18 protein-coding genes are annotated in these 12,997 nt (G+C 65.0%); 16 read left to right on the top strand and 2 right to left on the bottom strand.

Features of this window, described 5'->3' with window-relative positions:
• The first annotated feature begins 6 nt into the window (after positions 1–6).
• The 9 genes from G3A44_RS00490 (at position 7) to tatC (ending at position 5,033) form a co-directional block, all read left to right on the top strand.
• Complete coding sequence (locus G3A44_RS00490; RefSeq protein WP_163455524.1) at positions 7–729, top strand: pyrimidine 5'-nucleotidase; 723 nt, start codon at positions 7–9, stop codon at positions 727–729.
• Positions 729–1,385 carry a nucleoid occlusion factor SlmA gene (slmA, locus tag G3A44_RS00485; protein WP_163455523.1) on the top strand — a complete coding sequence of 219 codons (657 nt, stop codon included), beginning with the start codon at positions 729–731 and terminating at the stop codon, positions 1,383–1,385. The genes G3A44_RS00490 and slmA overlap by 1 nt, the downstream gene beginning before the upstream one ends.
• Before the next feature lie 12 nt (positions 1,386–1,397).
• Complete coding sequence (gene pdeM / locus G3A44_RS00480) at positions 1,398–2,123, top strand: ligase-associated DNA damage response endonuclease PdeM (protein WP_310734299.1); 726 nt, start codon at positions 1,398–1,400, stop codon at positions 2,121–2,123.
• A gap of 111 nt (positions 2,124–2,234) precedes the next feature.
• A complete protein-coding gene (hisI, locus tag G3A44_RS00475) occupies positions 2,235–2,639 on the top strand; it encodes a phosphoribosyl-AMP cyclohydrolase (RefSeq protein WP_375138611.1) in 405 nt (134 codons plus the stop codon).
• A 25-nt stretch (positions 2,640–2,664) separates the two neighbouring features.
• The gene (locus G3A44_RS00470; protein WP_163455520.1) at positions 2,665–3,012 is read left to right on the top strand and encodes a phosphoribosyl-ATP diphosphatase; all 348 of its coding nucleotides are present in this window, start codon (positions 2,665–2,667) and stop codon (positions 3,010–3,012) included.
• A 45-nt stretch (positions 3,013–3,057) separates the two neighbouring features.
• A complete protein-coding gene (locus tag G3A44_RS00465; protein ID WP_163455519.1) occupies positions 3,058–3,405 on the top strand; it encodes a histidine triad nucleotide-binding protein in 348 nt (115 codons plus the stop codon).
• Positions 3,406–3,488: 83 nt separating this feature from the next.
• Positions 3,489–3,719 carry a Sec-independent protein translocase subunit TatA gene (gene tatA / locus G3A44_RS00460; RefSeq protein ID WP_163455518.1) on the top strand — a complete coding sequence of 77 codons (231 nt, stop codon included), beginning with the start codon at positions 3,489–3,491 and terminating at the stop codon, positions 3,717–3,719.
• A gap of 61 nt (positions 3,720–3,780) precedes the next feature.
• Positions 3,781–4,263, top strand: coding sequence for a Sec-independent protein translocase protein TatB (tatB, locus tag G3A44_RS00455; RefSeq protein ID WP_163455517.1), 483 nt, complete (start codon positions 3,781–3,783; stop codon positions 4,261–4,263).
• A complete protein-coding gene (gene tatC, locus G3A44_RS00450) occupies positions 4,260–5,033 on the top strand; it encodes a twin-arginine translocase subunit TatC (protein ID WP_163455516.1) in 774 nt (257 codons plus the stop codon). Before tatB ends, tatC begins: the two co-directional genes overlap by 4 nt.
• A gap of 126 nt (positions 5,034–5,159) precedes the next feature.
• On the opposite strand, the gene G3A44_RS00445 is transcribed toward tatC, so the two are convergent.
• Entirely contained in the window at positions 5,160–6,323 is a 1,164-nt protein-coding gene (locus G3A44_RS00445) for a S1C family serine protease (RefSeq protein ID WP_163455515.1), read from the bottom strand.
• Positions 6,324–6,349: 26 nt separating this feature from the next.
• Here G3A44_RS00445 and G3A44_RS00440 point away from each other — a divergent pair, with 26 nt between their 5' ends.
• Together G3A44_RS00440 and pdxA are read left to right on the top strand one after the other, a co-directional pair.
• The gene (locus G3A44_RS00440) at positions 6,350–7,108 is read left to right on the top strand and encodes a Nif3-like dinuclear metal center hexameric protein (protein WP_163455514.1); all 759 of its coding nucleotides are present in this window, start codon (positions 6,350–6,352) and stop codon (positions 7,106–7,108) included.
• A gap of 13 nt (positions 7,109–7,121) precedes the next feature.
• Positions 7,122–8,192: a 4-hydroxythreonine-4-phosphate dehydrogenase PdxA gene (gene pdxA, locus G3A44_RS00435; protein WP_239061630.1), complete on the top strand. Its 1,071-nt coding sequence runs from the start codon at positions 7,122–7,124 to the stop codon at positions 8,190–8,192.
• Positions 8,193–8,238: 46 nt separating this feature from the next.
• On the opposite strand, the gene mscL is transcribed toward pdxA, so the two are convergent.
• Positions 8,239–8,676 (bottom strand): large conductance mechanosensitive channel protein MscL, encoded by a 438-nt coding sequence (gene mscL, locus G3A44_RS00430; RefSeq protein ID WP_163455513.1) that lies wholly within the window; start codon positions 8,674–8,676, stop codon positions 8,239–8,241.
• Between the two features lie 213 nt (positions 8,677–8,889).
• Here mscL and petA point away from each other — a divergent pair, with 213 nt between their 5' ends.
• The 5 genes from petA (at position 8,890) to G3A44_RS00405 (ending at position 12,974) form a co-directional block, all read left to right on the top strand.
• A complete protein-coding gene (gene petA, locus G3A44_RS00425) occupies positions 8,890–9,486 on the top strand; it encodes a ubiquinol-cytochrome c reductase iron-sulfur subunit (RefSeq protein WP_163455512.1) in 597 nt (198 codons plus the stop codon).
• Between the two features lie 34 nt (positions 9,487–9,520).
• Positions 9,521–10,921 (top strand): cytochrome b, encoded by a 1,401-nt coding sequence (locus tag G3A44_RS00420; RefSeq protein WP_163455511.1) that lies wholly within the window; start codon positions 9,521–9,523, stop codon positions 10,919–10,921.
• A gap of 27 nt (positions 10,922–10,948) precedes the next feature.
• Positions 10,949–11,674: a cytochrome c1 gene (locus G3A44_RS00415; protein ID WP_163455806.1), complete on the top strand. Its 726-nt coding sequence runs from the start codon at positions 10,949–10,951 to the stop codon at positions 11,672–11,674.
• A gap of 123 nt (positions 11,675–11,797) precedes the next feature.
• A complete protein-coding gene (locus G3A44_RS00410) occupies positions 11,798–12,409 on the top strand; it encodes a glutathione S-transferase N-terminal domain-containing protein (RefSeq protein WP_163455510.1) in 612 nt (203 codons plus the stop codon).
• A 22-nt stretch (positions 12,410–12,431) separates the two neighbouring features.
• Entirely contained in the window at positions 12,432–12,974 is a 543-nt protein-coding gene (locus G3A44_RS00405; RefSeq protein ID WP_163455509.1) for a ClpXP protease specificity-enhancing factor, read from the top strand.
• Positions 12,975–12,997 lie beyond the last annotated feature (23 nt).

Raw genomic sequence — 12,997 nt, 5'->3', positions numbered from 1 at the left:
GCCAAGGTGGTCAAGCCGTCGGCAGACGCCGGACCCCGGCGCCGGCATGCGTCGCGGGTGTGGCTCTTCGACCTGGACAACACCCTGCACAACGCGTCGGCGTCGTCCTTCCGGCGTTTGGACAAGGCCATGAACGCCTACATCGGCGAGCAGTTGCGGCTGTCACCGGCGCAGGCCGACGCTCTGCGCCATGAGTACTGGCGTCGATACGGTGCCACCTTGCTGGGGCTGATCCGTCACCATGGGGTGCGGATGCAGCATTTCCTGCACCACACCCACCGATTGCCCGGTCTGGAGGCCGAGTTGCAGGCCCATCCCCAGGACCTGGCCGTGCTCCATCGGCTGCCGGGGCGACGCTATATCCTGACCAATGCGCCCATGGACTACACCTTGCGCGTGCTGCAGGCACTGGGCATGAGGCACTTGTTCGATGGCGTCATCTCCATCGAGCAGATGCGTATGTTCGGCCAACTGCGCCCCAAGCCGGACGCGCGCATGTTCAAGGCGCTGGCTGCCCGCCTGAAGGTCCATCCCCGCGATTGCGTGCTGGTGGAGGACACGCTGGTCCACCAGAAGGCCGCGCACGCGGTGGGTATGCGGACCGCCTGGATGCAGCGCTGGGCGCGCCAGGGCGGCCACGGCCCGGAGAAGGGGGCCCGAATGAGCCGCCGGCCGGCATACGTGTATGCCAGAATCCGGGCGCTTCAACCGCTGCTGTCCCTGCCCTGATGTCCGCTCCGATCGCCGAACCCGCAGCCGCAACGCCAGAAGCCGCCGGGGGCGCCGCCACCGCGACCCGCAAGCGACCCAAGCCGGGTGAGCGTCGGGTGCAGATCCTGCAAGCTCTGGCTGAAATGCTTCAGCAGCCTGGCGCTGACCGCATCACCACCGCGGCGTTAGCCGCCCGCTTGGATGTGAGTGAGGCGGCCCTCTACCGCCACTTTGCCAGCAAGGCGCAGATGTTCGAGGGGCTGATCGAGTTCATCGAATCCAGCGTCTTCACCCTCATCAACCAGATCCAGGAGCGTGAAGAGGACGGGCGCCAGCAGGCGCGGCGTATCGTTCACATGCTGCTGCAGTTTGGTGAGAAGAATCCGGGCATGGTGCGGGTCATGGTGGGGGATGCGTTGGTGTTCGAGAACGAACGCCTGACCACCCGCATGACCCAGTTCTTCGAACGGGTGGAGGCCCAGCTGAGGCAGTGCCTGCGACATGCCCAAGCCCAGCAGGCCGAGTCCGGGCAGGTGACGGCCGAGACGCCTCTGGCGGCAGGCCTTCCGGCAGCACTCACCTGCATGATCGTGGGTTGTCTGCATCGCTATGCCCGCTCCGGATTCAAGCGGGCTCCCACAGAACAGCTCGACGCGCTGTTGCAACTGATCTGAGGCCGGCGCGTCGTGCCGCAGCAAGGCTGCCCGGCTGGTGCGTTTGTCTGGCCGGACGGGTCCCAAGCGACCCCGGTGGCGGGCGCGCAGCCGCTCAGCTGGCAAGGCCACCGCTGGTGGTTAGATCCCCAAGGGGCGTTGGTCTGGCCGGCACGGAGTGCCGTCCTGGTGGCGGATGTCCACCTGGGTAAGGCCCGCACCTTCCGGCGATTGGGCGTCCCGGTCCCGGAGTCCACCACGCGCGAAAACTTTGAGCGCCTGGACCGCTTGCTGGCCTGTTGGCCAGCGCGGCAGCTCGTGGTACTGGGCGATCTCTTCCATTCTGCCGATGCCTTGACGCCCGAGGTGTTGTCTGCGTGGCAGGCCTGGCGGGCCCGCCATGCGGACCGGGAGGTGCTGCTGGTCACTGGCAACCATGACCAACGGGCCGGACCGATGCCGCCACAACTGGGCATGACGGCAGTGGCCGACACCCTGGTATGGTCTGGCGTGCAGCTCAGCCATGACGACGCGCCCGTGCCCGGTGCGGCAGGCCGGCCGGTCGTTTGCGGGCACTGGCATCCCGTGGCCTGCCTGCGCGGCAGGGCGCATGACCGCCTGCGCCTGCCTTGCTTTGTCGTGGACCCGGAGCGCCTGGTCCTGCCCTCGTTCGGTGCCTTCACCGGGGGGCACCCCGCGCAGGCGGAGCCCGGCCGTTTGCGTTTCGTCCTGGCCGCAGGCCAGGTGATGCCGGTGTAGGCTGACGACTGCTTGCAGCCCCCGGCCCCGGTGGGTAACTGAAGTGACTGGCTGGCGCGGATCGGCTGCCGAGCCGCCGGAGGGCTCAGCCGGCCTGGGCCCTTGGGTACACTGGACGCCATGAACGAATGGTTGGACCAAGTCCGCTGGGACCGCGATGGGCTGGTGCCCGCGATCGCGCAGGAAGCCGCGACGGGCGATGTGCTCATGGTGGCCTGGATGAACCGCGAGGCGCTGGCCCGCACGCTTGCACTCAAGCAGGCTGTGTACTTCAGCCGTTCTCGTCAGAAGCTGTGGCACAAGGGTGAGGAGTCCGGCCACTTCCAGCAGGTCCATGAGATCCGTGTGGATTGCGATCAGGATGTGGTGCTGCTCAAGGTGACCCAGCTCGGGCACGAGCCCGGCATCGCCTGTCACACAGGCCGCCACAGCTGCTTCTATCTTCGTCTGGACGATGGTGGGCAGTGGACGGCCGCCGATCCGGTGCTCAAGGCCCCGGACACCATCTACCGCTGACCTTTTGGTCCCATCTGAGCCTGCCATGTCCCAAGACGCCATCCTGTCCCGACTGGCCGACGTGATCGAGTCCCGCCGCGGAGCGGATCCCGAGCGCAGCTACGTCGCCAGACTTTTCCACAAGGGCACCGACGCCATCCTCAAGAAGGTCGGTGAAGAGGCCACCGAGACGGTCATGGCCGCCAAGGACGGGGATGCCGAGAAGATCCTCTATGAAGTGGCAGACCTTTGGTTCCACTCCATGGTGGCCTTGGCCCACTTCGGCTTGCGGCCCGAGCAGGTGCTGTCTGAACTGGCCCGCCGCGAGGGCCTCTCGGGCCTCCAGGAATTTGCGGCCCGGCAGTCGAATCCGCCTGGCGGCACGGCAGCCTGAGGCGCCGGGCGTCATCCACCCTTCGCAAGACCTGAGGAGAATTCCATGCATGCCGATCCGGATTGCATCTTCTGCAAGATCGTCGCGGGCCAGGTGCCCGCCCGCAAGGTCCATGAGTGCGACGACTTGGTCGCCTTTCATGACATTGCCCCCTGGGCGCCTGTCCACATTTTGATCGTGCCCAAGAAGCACATCGTTTCAATGGCGCAGGTGGGCGTGGACCATCAGGCTATGCTGGGTCGCATGATGATGCTGGCCCCCAAGCTCATGCACGACCTGGGGGTCACCGGCGGGTTCCGTCAGGTGATCAACACCGGAGTGGACGGTGGGCAGGAGGTTAACCACCTCCACATGCATGTCATGGGCGGTCCCCGTCCCTGGCGCAAGGGCTGACATCGGCCTTGCCGCACGTGCATGCGGCAGGGGCTTGTTGCCCGACCCTTAGAATCGTTGGAACTGATAACTGGAGTACTTCAATGGGTTCGTTCAGCATCTGGCATTGGCTGATCGTGTTGGTCGTCGTGGTGCTCATCTTCGGCACCAAGAAGCTGAAGAACGTGGGGTCGGACCTGGGCTCGGCCGTGAAGGGCTTCAAGGACGGAATGAAGGGCGGCGCCGAAGGTGGTGATGCCCCTCCGGCGCAGGTCACCGCGGCCAAGGCGCAGGACGCCAACACCGTGGACGTGGACGCCAAGTCCAAGTCCTGATGACCTGCCGCACCCGTTTGGGGGGCGGCCTTGAATGGGCGGGCCTGTCCCGGCCCGCACCATGATCGATTTCGGATTCGACAAGCTGGCCCTGATCGGCGCCGTGGCGCTCATCGTCATCGGCCCTGAGAAGCTGCCCCGTGTCGCACGTACTGTGGGGCATCTGTTGGGCAAAGCCCAGCGCTACGTGTCTGACGTCAAGGCGGAGGTGAACCGCTCCATCGAACTGGAGGAGCTCCAGAAGATGAAGTCGCAGTTCGAGAGTGCCGCGCGTGACGTGGAGCACACGGTCCACCAGGAGATGAGCCAGGTCTCCGGCAGCCTGGAGAACGCTTGGCAGGAGCCCAGCCCGGCGCCAGACGGGCCGTCATCGGCCTGGGCGGAGCCGCCGCCCCAGTTCCGTCCAGTCAAGAAGAACTGGCGGGTCAAGCGCACGGCGGTGCCGCGCTGGTACAAGCAGCAGTCCGGGCAGCGTCAGCACGTGCAGTCTGGTGCGGCCCGAGTGGCCCGATTCCGGCCGCCAGGCCGGGGAGCTAAGAATTGAGCACTGAACCCCGGGACGAGCTGGACGGCACCGAGGCCCCCTTCGTCTCCCATCTCATCGAACTGCGCGACCGCCTGGTGAAGGCCCTGGTGGCAGTGGCAGTCGTCTTCATCGGCCTGGCGCTCTGGCCTGGCCCGGGCGGGATGTTCGACCTGCTGGCTGGCCCTTTGGTCAAGGCGCTGCCTCAAGGGGCCACGATGATCGCCACCAGCGTCATCTCGCCTTTCATGGTGCCCCTCAAGATCACCCTCATGGCCGCCTTTTTGGTGGCCTTGCCCGTGGTCCTTCACCAAGTCTGGGCCTTTGTGGCGCCAGGACTCTACAGCCACGAGAAGCGGTTGGTGCTGCCCTTGGTCGTCTCCAGCACGGTGCTGTTTTACGCCGGGGTGTCCTTCTGTTATTTCTTCGTGTTCGGGCAGGTCTTCCACTTCATCCAGAGCATCGCCCCCAAGTCCATCACCGCGGCGCCGGATATCGAGGCCTATCTCAGCTTTGTGCTGACCATGTTCATTGCCTTCGGTGCCGCCTTCGAAGTGCCGGTGGTGGTGGTGGTGCTGGCCCGCATGGGGGTGGTGCCACTCCAGAAGCTGAGGGAATTCCGAGGGTACTTCATCGTCGTGGCCTTCATCATCGCGGCGGTCATCACCCCGCCGGATGTGGTGTCCCAACTGGCGCTCGCCATTCCGATGTGCCTCCTGTATGAACTCGGGCTCGTGGCCGCCGGTTTGTTCATCAAGCACACCAGTGCGCCTGAAGACGGGGCCTCCTGAACGGCAAGGCGGGGCGTCCGGCTTCCTCTTGCTGCCTTCCAGGTGCAGCAGCTGCGCGATGGCCGACCGTTGATGATCGCGAATCGCCATGTGGAACAAGGCTTGATGACGCAAGCAGGCGCGTCATCAAGGGGCGCCGCTGGCTGGGCGCTGACCAATGCGGATCTTCAGGTCCACGCGTTCACCTGCGCGTACCACTTGTGCCTGGATCACGCTTTCGGGGGCCAGTCTTGACACCCGGGCGAGCAGTTCTGCGGTGCTGGACAGGGAGTGGCCCTCGATTCCCACCAGAACGTCTCCAGGGCGCATGCCGGCTTGGCCGGCGGGGCCTCCCTGGAGAACGCCGGTGATCAGAACGCCTTGCGTGACGGGGAGCTGCAGGGTTTTGGCGAAGTCTGGATCAAGGTCTCTGGGCTGCACGCCGATCCAACCGCGGGTTACCTGGCCCTTGGCCACCAGTTCCTGCATCACCTGCTTGGCCAGGTCGACAGGAATGGCAAAGCCAATACCCATGCTGCCGCCTGAGCGGGAGTAGATCGCCGTGTTGATGCCTACCAAGTGGCCTTGGTCATCGACCAGTGCGCCCCCGGAATTGCCAGGGTTGATCGCCGCGTCGGTCTGGATGAAGTTCTCGAAGGTGGAAACCCCCAGACCGCTGCGGCCGAACGCACTCACGATCCCCGCGGTCACGGTCTGCCCCACATTGAAGGGGTTGCCGATGGCCAGCACCGGATCGCCCACCTGCAGTTGATCCATCCGGCCCAAGATGATGGCTTGCAAGCCTCGCAGGGGAATCCGCAGCACCGCGAGGTCGGTTTCCGGGTCGGCACCCACCACGGTGGCTGTGGTCTCGCGTCCATCGGCCAGCAGCACCTGGATGTCGGCCGCACCGGCCACGACATGGTGGTTGGTGAGCACCAGGCCCTCCGGGTCCACGATGACGCCGGAGCCTAGTCCCTCGCGAGGCGACGGATCCGGTGAGCCGCCGGGGGTGCGCTCACCGAAAAAGAAGCGGAACCAGGGCTCGCTGGCATGTGGCGAGCGCGTGGGCGGGGAGGTGGGGGCTGCGCGCGCTGAGATGCTCACGATGGCCGGTGCCGCGGCGCGGGCGGCCATACTCAAGGGGCTGTGCATCCCTACGGGGCGGTCTGATGGCACGCGAGCGGTGGCCCGCTCCCCGTTCATCCCCCAGGTGCGCTCAAGCCAGACCGGTTTGAATGTCGCCAGGACGAACAGCAGCGCCACGGCCACCGTGACGGCCTGTGAAAATAGTAGCCAGATCGCGCGCATGCGTGCAAAAGTGGATAGGAGGGGCGATGGCCCGCCGGGACGACATCGACAACTACCTCGCCCAGTATCTGGCTGTGGACCGTTTCAAGGATTATGGGCCGAATGGCCTGCAGGTCGAAGGCCGTGCCGAAGTGCACAAGGTGGTCACCGGCGTTACCGCCAGCCGGGCGTTGATCGAGTTGGCCGCGGAACGCGGCGCCGATCTGCTGCTGGTTCACCACGGCTTGTTCTGGCGCGGCCAGGATGGGCGCCTGACGGGATGGCTCAAGCAGCGGGTACAGCGTCTGATGGCCCATGACCTCAATCTGCTGGCCTACCACCTGCCACTGGATGCCCATCCGGAGGTCGGCAATAACGTGCAGTGGGCCCGGCGTTTGGGCTGGGTGGTGCAGGGGCGGTTTGGCGAGCAGGAGATGGGCTGGCTGGGGCAACTCCCGGGCGCCAACGCGGGGCAGTCGCTCGAGGAAGTCCGGGCGTTGGTGGCGGCCGCCTTGGGGCGGGATCCCCTGGCGCTGTGCGGCGATGGGCGCCCCATACGTCGGGTGGCCTGGTGCTCCGGCGGTGCACAGGGCTACTTCGAGGCGGCCGTAGCGGCCGGCGCGGACCTCTACTTGAGCGGTGAGGTGTCCGAGCCGCAGATGCACCTGGCGGCCGAAACCGGCGTCGCCTACATGGCCTGTGGCCACCACGCCACGGAGCGCTATGGTGTCCAGGCCCTGGGCGAGCATTTGGCTGATCGCTTCGGGGTGCACCATGAATTCATCGACCTACCCAATCCCGCCTGAGCCTGGATCCTCCATGAAGTTGGCTTCCCCATCGTCCAACCCGATCTCGCGCGAGGGCGCGCCGCTCTTGCTCACTATGGGAGATCCGGTCGGCATCGGCCCTGAGATCCTGGTCAAAGCCTTCATTCGGGGTGGATTGGCGGGTGGTGTGGTCATTGGCGACGTCCAGGTCATGCGGCGGGCTGCGGCCCTGTGCGCCGAGCGGCCGCCGCTGGCCGTGCTGGATCGGGTGGAGGATGCATGCCAAGTGCCCGATGGCACCCTGGCGATCTGGCAGCCTGAGGGGCTCCCGACCGGCTTGGCACAGTTGCCTTGGGGCGCGGTGCATGCCCAGGCCGGCGCGGCCGCGGTGTCTTGCATCGAGGCCGCCGCGGCGCTGCTGAACCAGAGGCGGGCTTCAGGCCTGGTGACCGCACCCATCCACAAGGAGGCCATCCATGCGGCTGGCGTGAACTTTCCCGGTCATACCGAGCTGCTCCAGCACTTGGCCACGGGGAGCGACGGGCAGGTGCCGCCGGTACGCATGATGCTGGCCAATGAAGCGTTGCGGGTGGTGCTGGTGACGATCCACGTCGGCCTGCGGCAGGCCATCGACATGCTGGACTTCGATCTGGTGGTCAGCACCTTGCGCATCACCCTCCAGGCCATGCGGCGCTTCGGCTTGACTCGCCCGCGCATTGCAGTGGCCGGCTTGAATCCGCATGCGGGCGAAGGCGGCCTGTTTGGGCGGGAGGAGATTGACATCATCCGGCCTGCGGTCGAATTGCTGCAGGCTGAAGGTGAGGCGGTCAGCGGCCCTTATGCGCCGGACACCGTCTTCATGCGGGCGCGGCACATGCCGCCACACCATCCCGGCGAGTTCGACGCGGTGGTCGCCATGACCCACGACCACGGCCTGATCCCTGTCAAGTATCTCGGTGTGGAGGAAGGCGTGAACGTCACGCTGGGTCTGCCCTGGGTGCGAACCAGCCCGGACCACGGCACCGCCTTCGACCTGGCCGGAACGGGACGCGCCGACCCGTCCAGCCTGGAGGCGGCCGTCAGGATGGCGCGTCGCCTGGTGCGCGGGGTGCAGGCGGCCTGAGGCGACCTGTGGAGCCTGCCGCCGCTTGCGGGTCGCTGCCGTGGGGTCAGCGCCGGTTCAGGGCGTCGCGGATCTCACGCAGCAGTTGGATGTCTTCCGGGGTGACAGGCGCAGCCGCGGGGGGGGTGGCGGCCGCTTCAGCCACCTCCTGGGAGCGCTTGAGACGGTTGATCTGCTGGATCATCACGAAGATGATGAAGGCGAGGATCAGGAAGTTCAGAGCGACGGTGATGAAGCTGCCGTAGGCGAAGACGGCGCCGAGCTTCTTGGCTTCCGCCAGCGTGGCTGCCTGCTGGCCAGCCAGGGGTATGAAGTAGTTGGAAAAATCCAGGCCGCCAAAGACCACACCGACCAGCGGCATGATCAGATCGCTCACGATGGAGTCCACGATCTTGCCGAAGGCGCCGCCGATGATCACGCCGACGGCGAGATCGATGACGTTGCCCTTGATCGCGAACTCCTTGAACTCGGTGACAAAACTCATGTGCACTCCTCTGTGGTCGTCATCCCCGCGTCAGGTCGTGGGCGGGACGCCACAGTATTCCCCATAACGGCAGGGTGAGGAGGGGCTTTGCCCAGGGCGTGGGATCACGCCGTCGTCAAGTACTCGGATTGCCAGGGGGGCTTGGTTAGAATACGGGGTTGCCCGAGATGCCGATCTCGACACAGTCTTCCCAGAGCTCCAAGAAGGACCCACATGAGTGATAACGCGGTGGACCAAGGCAAACGCACGTGGCTGATCGCCACCAGCTGCGCGGGTGCCGTGGGTGGCGTGGCGACAGCCGTGCCGTTTGTCAGCACCTTTGCCCCCTCTGAGCGTGCCAAGGCCGCCGGCGCCGCCGTCGAGGTGGACGTGAGCGCCCTCCAGCCGGGTGAGAAGCTCACCGTGGAGTGGCGCGGCAAGCCGGTCTGGGTGGTGCGTCGCACCCCCGAGCAGCTCGCCGAGCTGGCCAAGATGGACGCCCAGATGGCCGACCCGGCCTCTGACCGCAAGGCCTATCCGATCCCCGAGTACGCCAAAAACACCCACCGCTCCATCAAGCCGGAGTTCCTGGTGGTGATCGGCGTGTGCACCCATTTGGGCTGCTCGCCTTCGGATAAGTTCGTCGCCGGTCCGCAAGCTTCGCTGCCCGACGACTGGAAGGGCGGCTTCCTGTGCCCTTGCCACGGTTCGACCTTTGACATGGCCGGGCGCGTGTTCAAGAACAAGCCTGCTCCTGACAACCTCGAAGTCCCGCCGCACATGTACCTCTCCGACGCCAAGCTGCTGATCGGTGAGGACAAGAAGGCCTGACCGGGCGCGACCGCAGACATATTGAAAGGCAACCATGGCTGAATTCAAAGTCGCGCCGGCGGATGCGCCGGTGGGCGAAAAGCTGCTGACCTGGGTGGACAACCGCTTCCCCGCGTCCAAGCTGTACAAGGAGCACCTGTCCGAGTATTACGCGCCCAAGAACTTCAACTTCTGGTATTTCTTCGGCTCGCTGGCATTGCTGGTGCTGGTGATCCAGATCGTCACCGGCATTTTCCTGGTGATGCACTACAAGCCTGATGCTGCTGTGGCCTTCGCCTCGGTTGAGTACATCATGCGTGATGTGCCCTGGGGCTGGCTGATCCGCTACATGCACTCCACTGGTGCCTCCGCCTTCTTCGTGGTGGTGTACCTGCACATGTTCCGCGGTCTGCTTTATGGTTCGTACCGCAAGCCGCGCGAACTGGTGTGGATCTTCGGCTGCGCCATCTTCCTGGCGCTGATGGCCGAGGCGTTCATGGGTTACCTGCTGCCCTGGGGCCAGATGTCCTTCTGGGGTGCCCAGGTGATCGTGAACCTGTTCGCTGCCGTTCCGTTCATCGGTCCCGACCTGGCGTTGCTGATCCGTGGCGATTTCGTGGTGGGCGACGCCACCCTCAACCGCTTCTTCAGCTTCCACGTCATCGCGGTGCCGTTGGTGCTGCTGGGCCTGGTGGTGGCGCACATCATTGCGCTGCACGAGGTGGGTTCCAACAACCCGGACGGCGTCGAGATCAAGGCCAAGAAGGATGAGCAGGGTCGTCCGCTGGATGGCATTCCCTTCCATCCCTACTACACCGTGCATGACATCCTGGGCGTGGCAGGTTTCCTGATCTGCTTCTGCGCCGTGGTGTTCTTCGCGCCGGAGTTCGGGGGCTATTTCCTCGAATACAACAATTTCATCCCGGCCGATCCGCTGAAGACCCCGCCGCACATCGCGCCGGTCTGGTACTTCACCCCCTTCTACTCGATGCTGCGCGCCACGACCGACGTGATGGTCAACGTGCTGTGCGTGATCATCGCGCTGGGTGCCGTGGGTGCCCTGGTCAAGGGCAAGTTGGCGTCCGCCCTCAAGGTGGCCGTGGTGGTGGGTGCCCTGGTGGCGGTGTTCCTGCTCAAGACCTTCGACGCCAAGTTCTGGGGCGTGGTGGTGATGGGCGGTGCCGTGATCATCCTGTTCTTCCTGCCTTGGCTCGACTACAGCCCGGTGAAGTCCATCCGCTACCGCCCGACTTGGCACAAGGCCCTGTACGGTGTGTTCGTGGTGTTCTTCATCGTCCTGGCCTACCTGGGCATCCAGCCGCCGTCGGATCTGGGCACCCTGGTTGCACAGGTCGGCACGCTCTTCTATTTCGGCTTCTTCCTGCTCATGCCCTGGTGGAGCCAGATCGGCACCTTCAAGCAAGTGCCTGATCGCGTGACCTTCCAACCGCACTGAGAAACCGAGGCTGGAGCAAACAACATGATCAAAAAACTCATTGCAGGTTTCGCGGCAGCGCTGTGTCTGGTGACCAGCGCGGTGGCGAGCGGTGACGGTGGTGTGCCTTGGGATAAGTTCCCCAAGGAAAAGGTGACCGACATGGCGGCGCTGCAGCGCGGCGCCAAGCTGTTTGTCAACTACTGCCTGAACTGCCATGCTGCCGCCTTCATGCGCTACAACCGCATGCGCGACATCGGTTTGACCGAGGAGCAGATCAAGGCCAACTTGGTGTTCGCCAGCGAAAAGGTTGGTGACACGATGAAGGTGTCCATCGATCCCAAGGAAGCCAAGGACTGGTTTGGTGCCAACCCGCCTGACCTGACCGTCATCGCACGTTCGCGTGCCGGTTCGCAGGGCTCAGGTGCCGACTACCTGTACACCTACCTGCGTGGCTTCTACCGTGATGAGACCCGCCCGACCGGCTGGAACAACACGGTCTTCCCGGCGGTGGGCATGCCTCATGTGCTGTGGGAGCTGCAGGGTGAGCAACGCTTGGGCGAAGGCCACAAGCTGGAGCTGGCCAAGCCCGGCACCATGAACGCCAAGGAATACGACGAGGCGATCGGCGACTTGGTGGCCTATCTGCAATGGATGGGCGAGCCCGGTCAGACCCAGCGGCAGCGCCTGGGTGTCTGGGTGCTGGCCTTCCTGGCCATCTTCTTTGTGCTCGCCTGGCGCCTGAACTCGACGTTCTGGAAGGACGTTAAGTAAGGACTTCCGAACCCGGCGTCCGGCGCCGGGTCGTGTGGCGCAGTGGGTCCAAGGGCCCACTGCGTTTTTCTCATTGAGGGCCTACGGGCCCTCGGACCGCTTTCTGCTCTGGAGCTCTCCGACATGATGGTGCTTTATTCCGGAACCACCTGCCCCTACTCGCACCGCTGCCGCTTCGTGCTGTTCGAGAAGGGCATGGACTTCGAGATCCGGGATGTCGATCTCTTCGCAAAGCCTGAAGACATCGCGCTGATGAACCCGTACAACGAGGTGCCCATCCTCGTGGAGCGGGATCTGATCCTGTACGAGTCCCACATCATCAACGAGTACATCGATGAGCGTTTCCCGCATCCGCAGCTGATGCCGGGTGACCCGGTGGCTCGCGCCCGCGTGCGCCTGTTCCTCTTCAACTTCGAGAAGGAACTGTTTGCCCACGTCAACCTGCTGGAGGGGCGTGGCGTCAAGGGCGACGCCAAGCAGCTCGAGAAGGCACGTTCGCAGATCCGCGACCGCCTGACCCAGCTTGCGCCGATCTTCCTCAAAAACAAGTACATGCTCGGCGACGACTTCTCGATGCTTGACGTGGCCATTGCGCCGCTGCTCTGGCGTCTGGATGCCTATGGCATCGAGCTGTCCAAGAATGCCGCGCCGCTGCTGAAGTACGCCGAGCGCATCTTCTCGCGCCCCGCGTACATCGAGGCACTGACCCCGTCAGAGAAGGTGATGCGCAAATAAGCGCCGCACAGGTGGATCCACGGTGACCAAGTCTTCCCTTCCGCCTGTGGTCGAGGGCAGCTCGACCCGGCCATATCTGGTGCGCGCGCTGCACGACTGGTGCACGGACAACGGCTTCACGCCCTATCTGGCGGTGCATGTGGACGAGACCGTCCGAGTGCCCCCGGAGTACGTGCGCAACCATGAGATCGTGCTCAATGTCGGCTTTGAGGCCACCAGCGGCCTCAAGCTTGGCAACGAGTACATCGAGTTCCGGGCACGGTTTGGCGGCGTGCCGCGTGACATCGTGGTGCCGGTGGATCATGTGGTAGCCATCTATGCCCGTGAGAACGGGCAGGGCATGGCCTTCCCCTATCCCAGTGCCCAGGAAGAAACCGAGGCTGCCGGCAAGCCCGGGGTGGTGTTGCAGCTGGCGGCCACCGACGGTCGTGCCGTCGAGGCTCCGGCGGCGTCGGAGGCCGTGCCCGAGGCTGCCGCGCCGAAGGTGACAGGCGGCGAGGAGCCGCCTTCGCCGCCGCCTGCTCCGCCTGCGGGGCCGCGGCCTGCCCTTAAGCGGGTCAAGTAAGGTAGCGTGTTTCTTTTCGTGGG

The organism is Ideonella livida, from assembly GCF_010499455.1.
Classification (GTDB): Bacteria; Pseudomonadota; Gammaproteobacteria; order Burkholderiales; family Burkholderiaceae_C; genus Ideonella; species Ideonella livida.
This window is presented reverse-complemented; position numbering and strand designations above follow the sequence as displayed.

What these genes read in the sequence shown, in the direction of transcription:
- tatA (WP_163455518.1), top strand. Translation starts at nt 3,489, where the DNA reads ATGGGTTCGTTCAGCATCTGGCATTGGCTGATCGTGTTGGTCGTCGTG.
- slmA (WP_163455523.1), top strand. Translation starts at nt 729, where the DNA reads ATGTCCGCTCCGATCGCCGAACCCGCAGCCGCAACGCCAGAAGCCGCC.
- G3A44_RS00420 (WP_163455511.1), top strand. Translation starts at nt 9,521, where the DNA reads ATGGCTGAATTCAAAGTCGCGCCGGCGGATGCGCCGGTGGGCGAAAAG.
- G3A44_RS00440 (WP_163455514.1), top strand. Translation starts at nt 6,350, where the DNA reads ATGGCCCGCCGGGACGACATCGACAACTACCTCGCCCAGTATCTGGCT.
- G3A44_RS00465 (WP_163455519.1), top strand. Translation starts at nt 3,058, where the DNA reads ATGCATGCCGATCCGGATTGCATCTTCTGCAAGATCGTCGCGGGCCAG.
- petA (WP_163455512.1), top strand. Translation starts at nt 8,890, where the DNA reads ATGAGTGATAACGCGGTGGACCAAGGCAAACGCACGTGGCTGATCGCC.
- pdxA (WP_239061630.1), top strand. Translation starts at nt 7,122, where the DNA reads ATGAAGTTGGCTTCCCCATCGTCCAACCCGATCTCGCGCGAGGGCGCG.
- G3A44_RS00470 (WP_163455520.1), top strand. Translation starts at nt 2,665, where the DNA reads ATGTCCCAAGACGCCATCCTGTCCCGACTGGCCGACGTGATCGAGTCC.
- tatB (WP_163455517.1), top strand. Translation starts at nt 3,781, where the DNA reads ATGATCGATTTCGGATTCGACAAGCTGGCCCTGATCGGCGCCGTGGCG.
- mscL (WP_163455513.1), bottom strand. Translation starts at nt 8,676, where the DNA reads ATGAGTTTTGTCACCGAGTTCAAGGAGTTCGCGATCAAGGGCAACGTC.
- G3A44_RS00445 (WP_163455515.1), bottom strand. Translation starts at nt 6,323, where the DNA reads ATGCGCGCGATCTGGCTACTATTTTCACAGGCCGTCACGGTGGCCGTG.
- G3A44_RS00410 (WP_163455510.1), top strand. Translation starts at nt 11,798, where the DNA reads ATGATGGTGCTTTATTCCGGAACCACCTGCCCCTACTCGCACCGCTGC.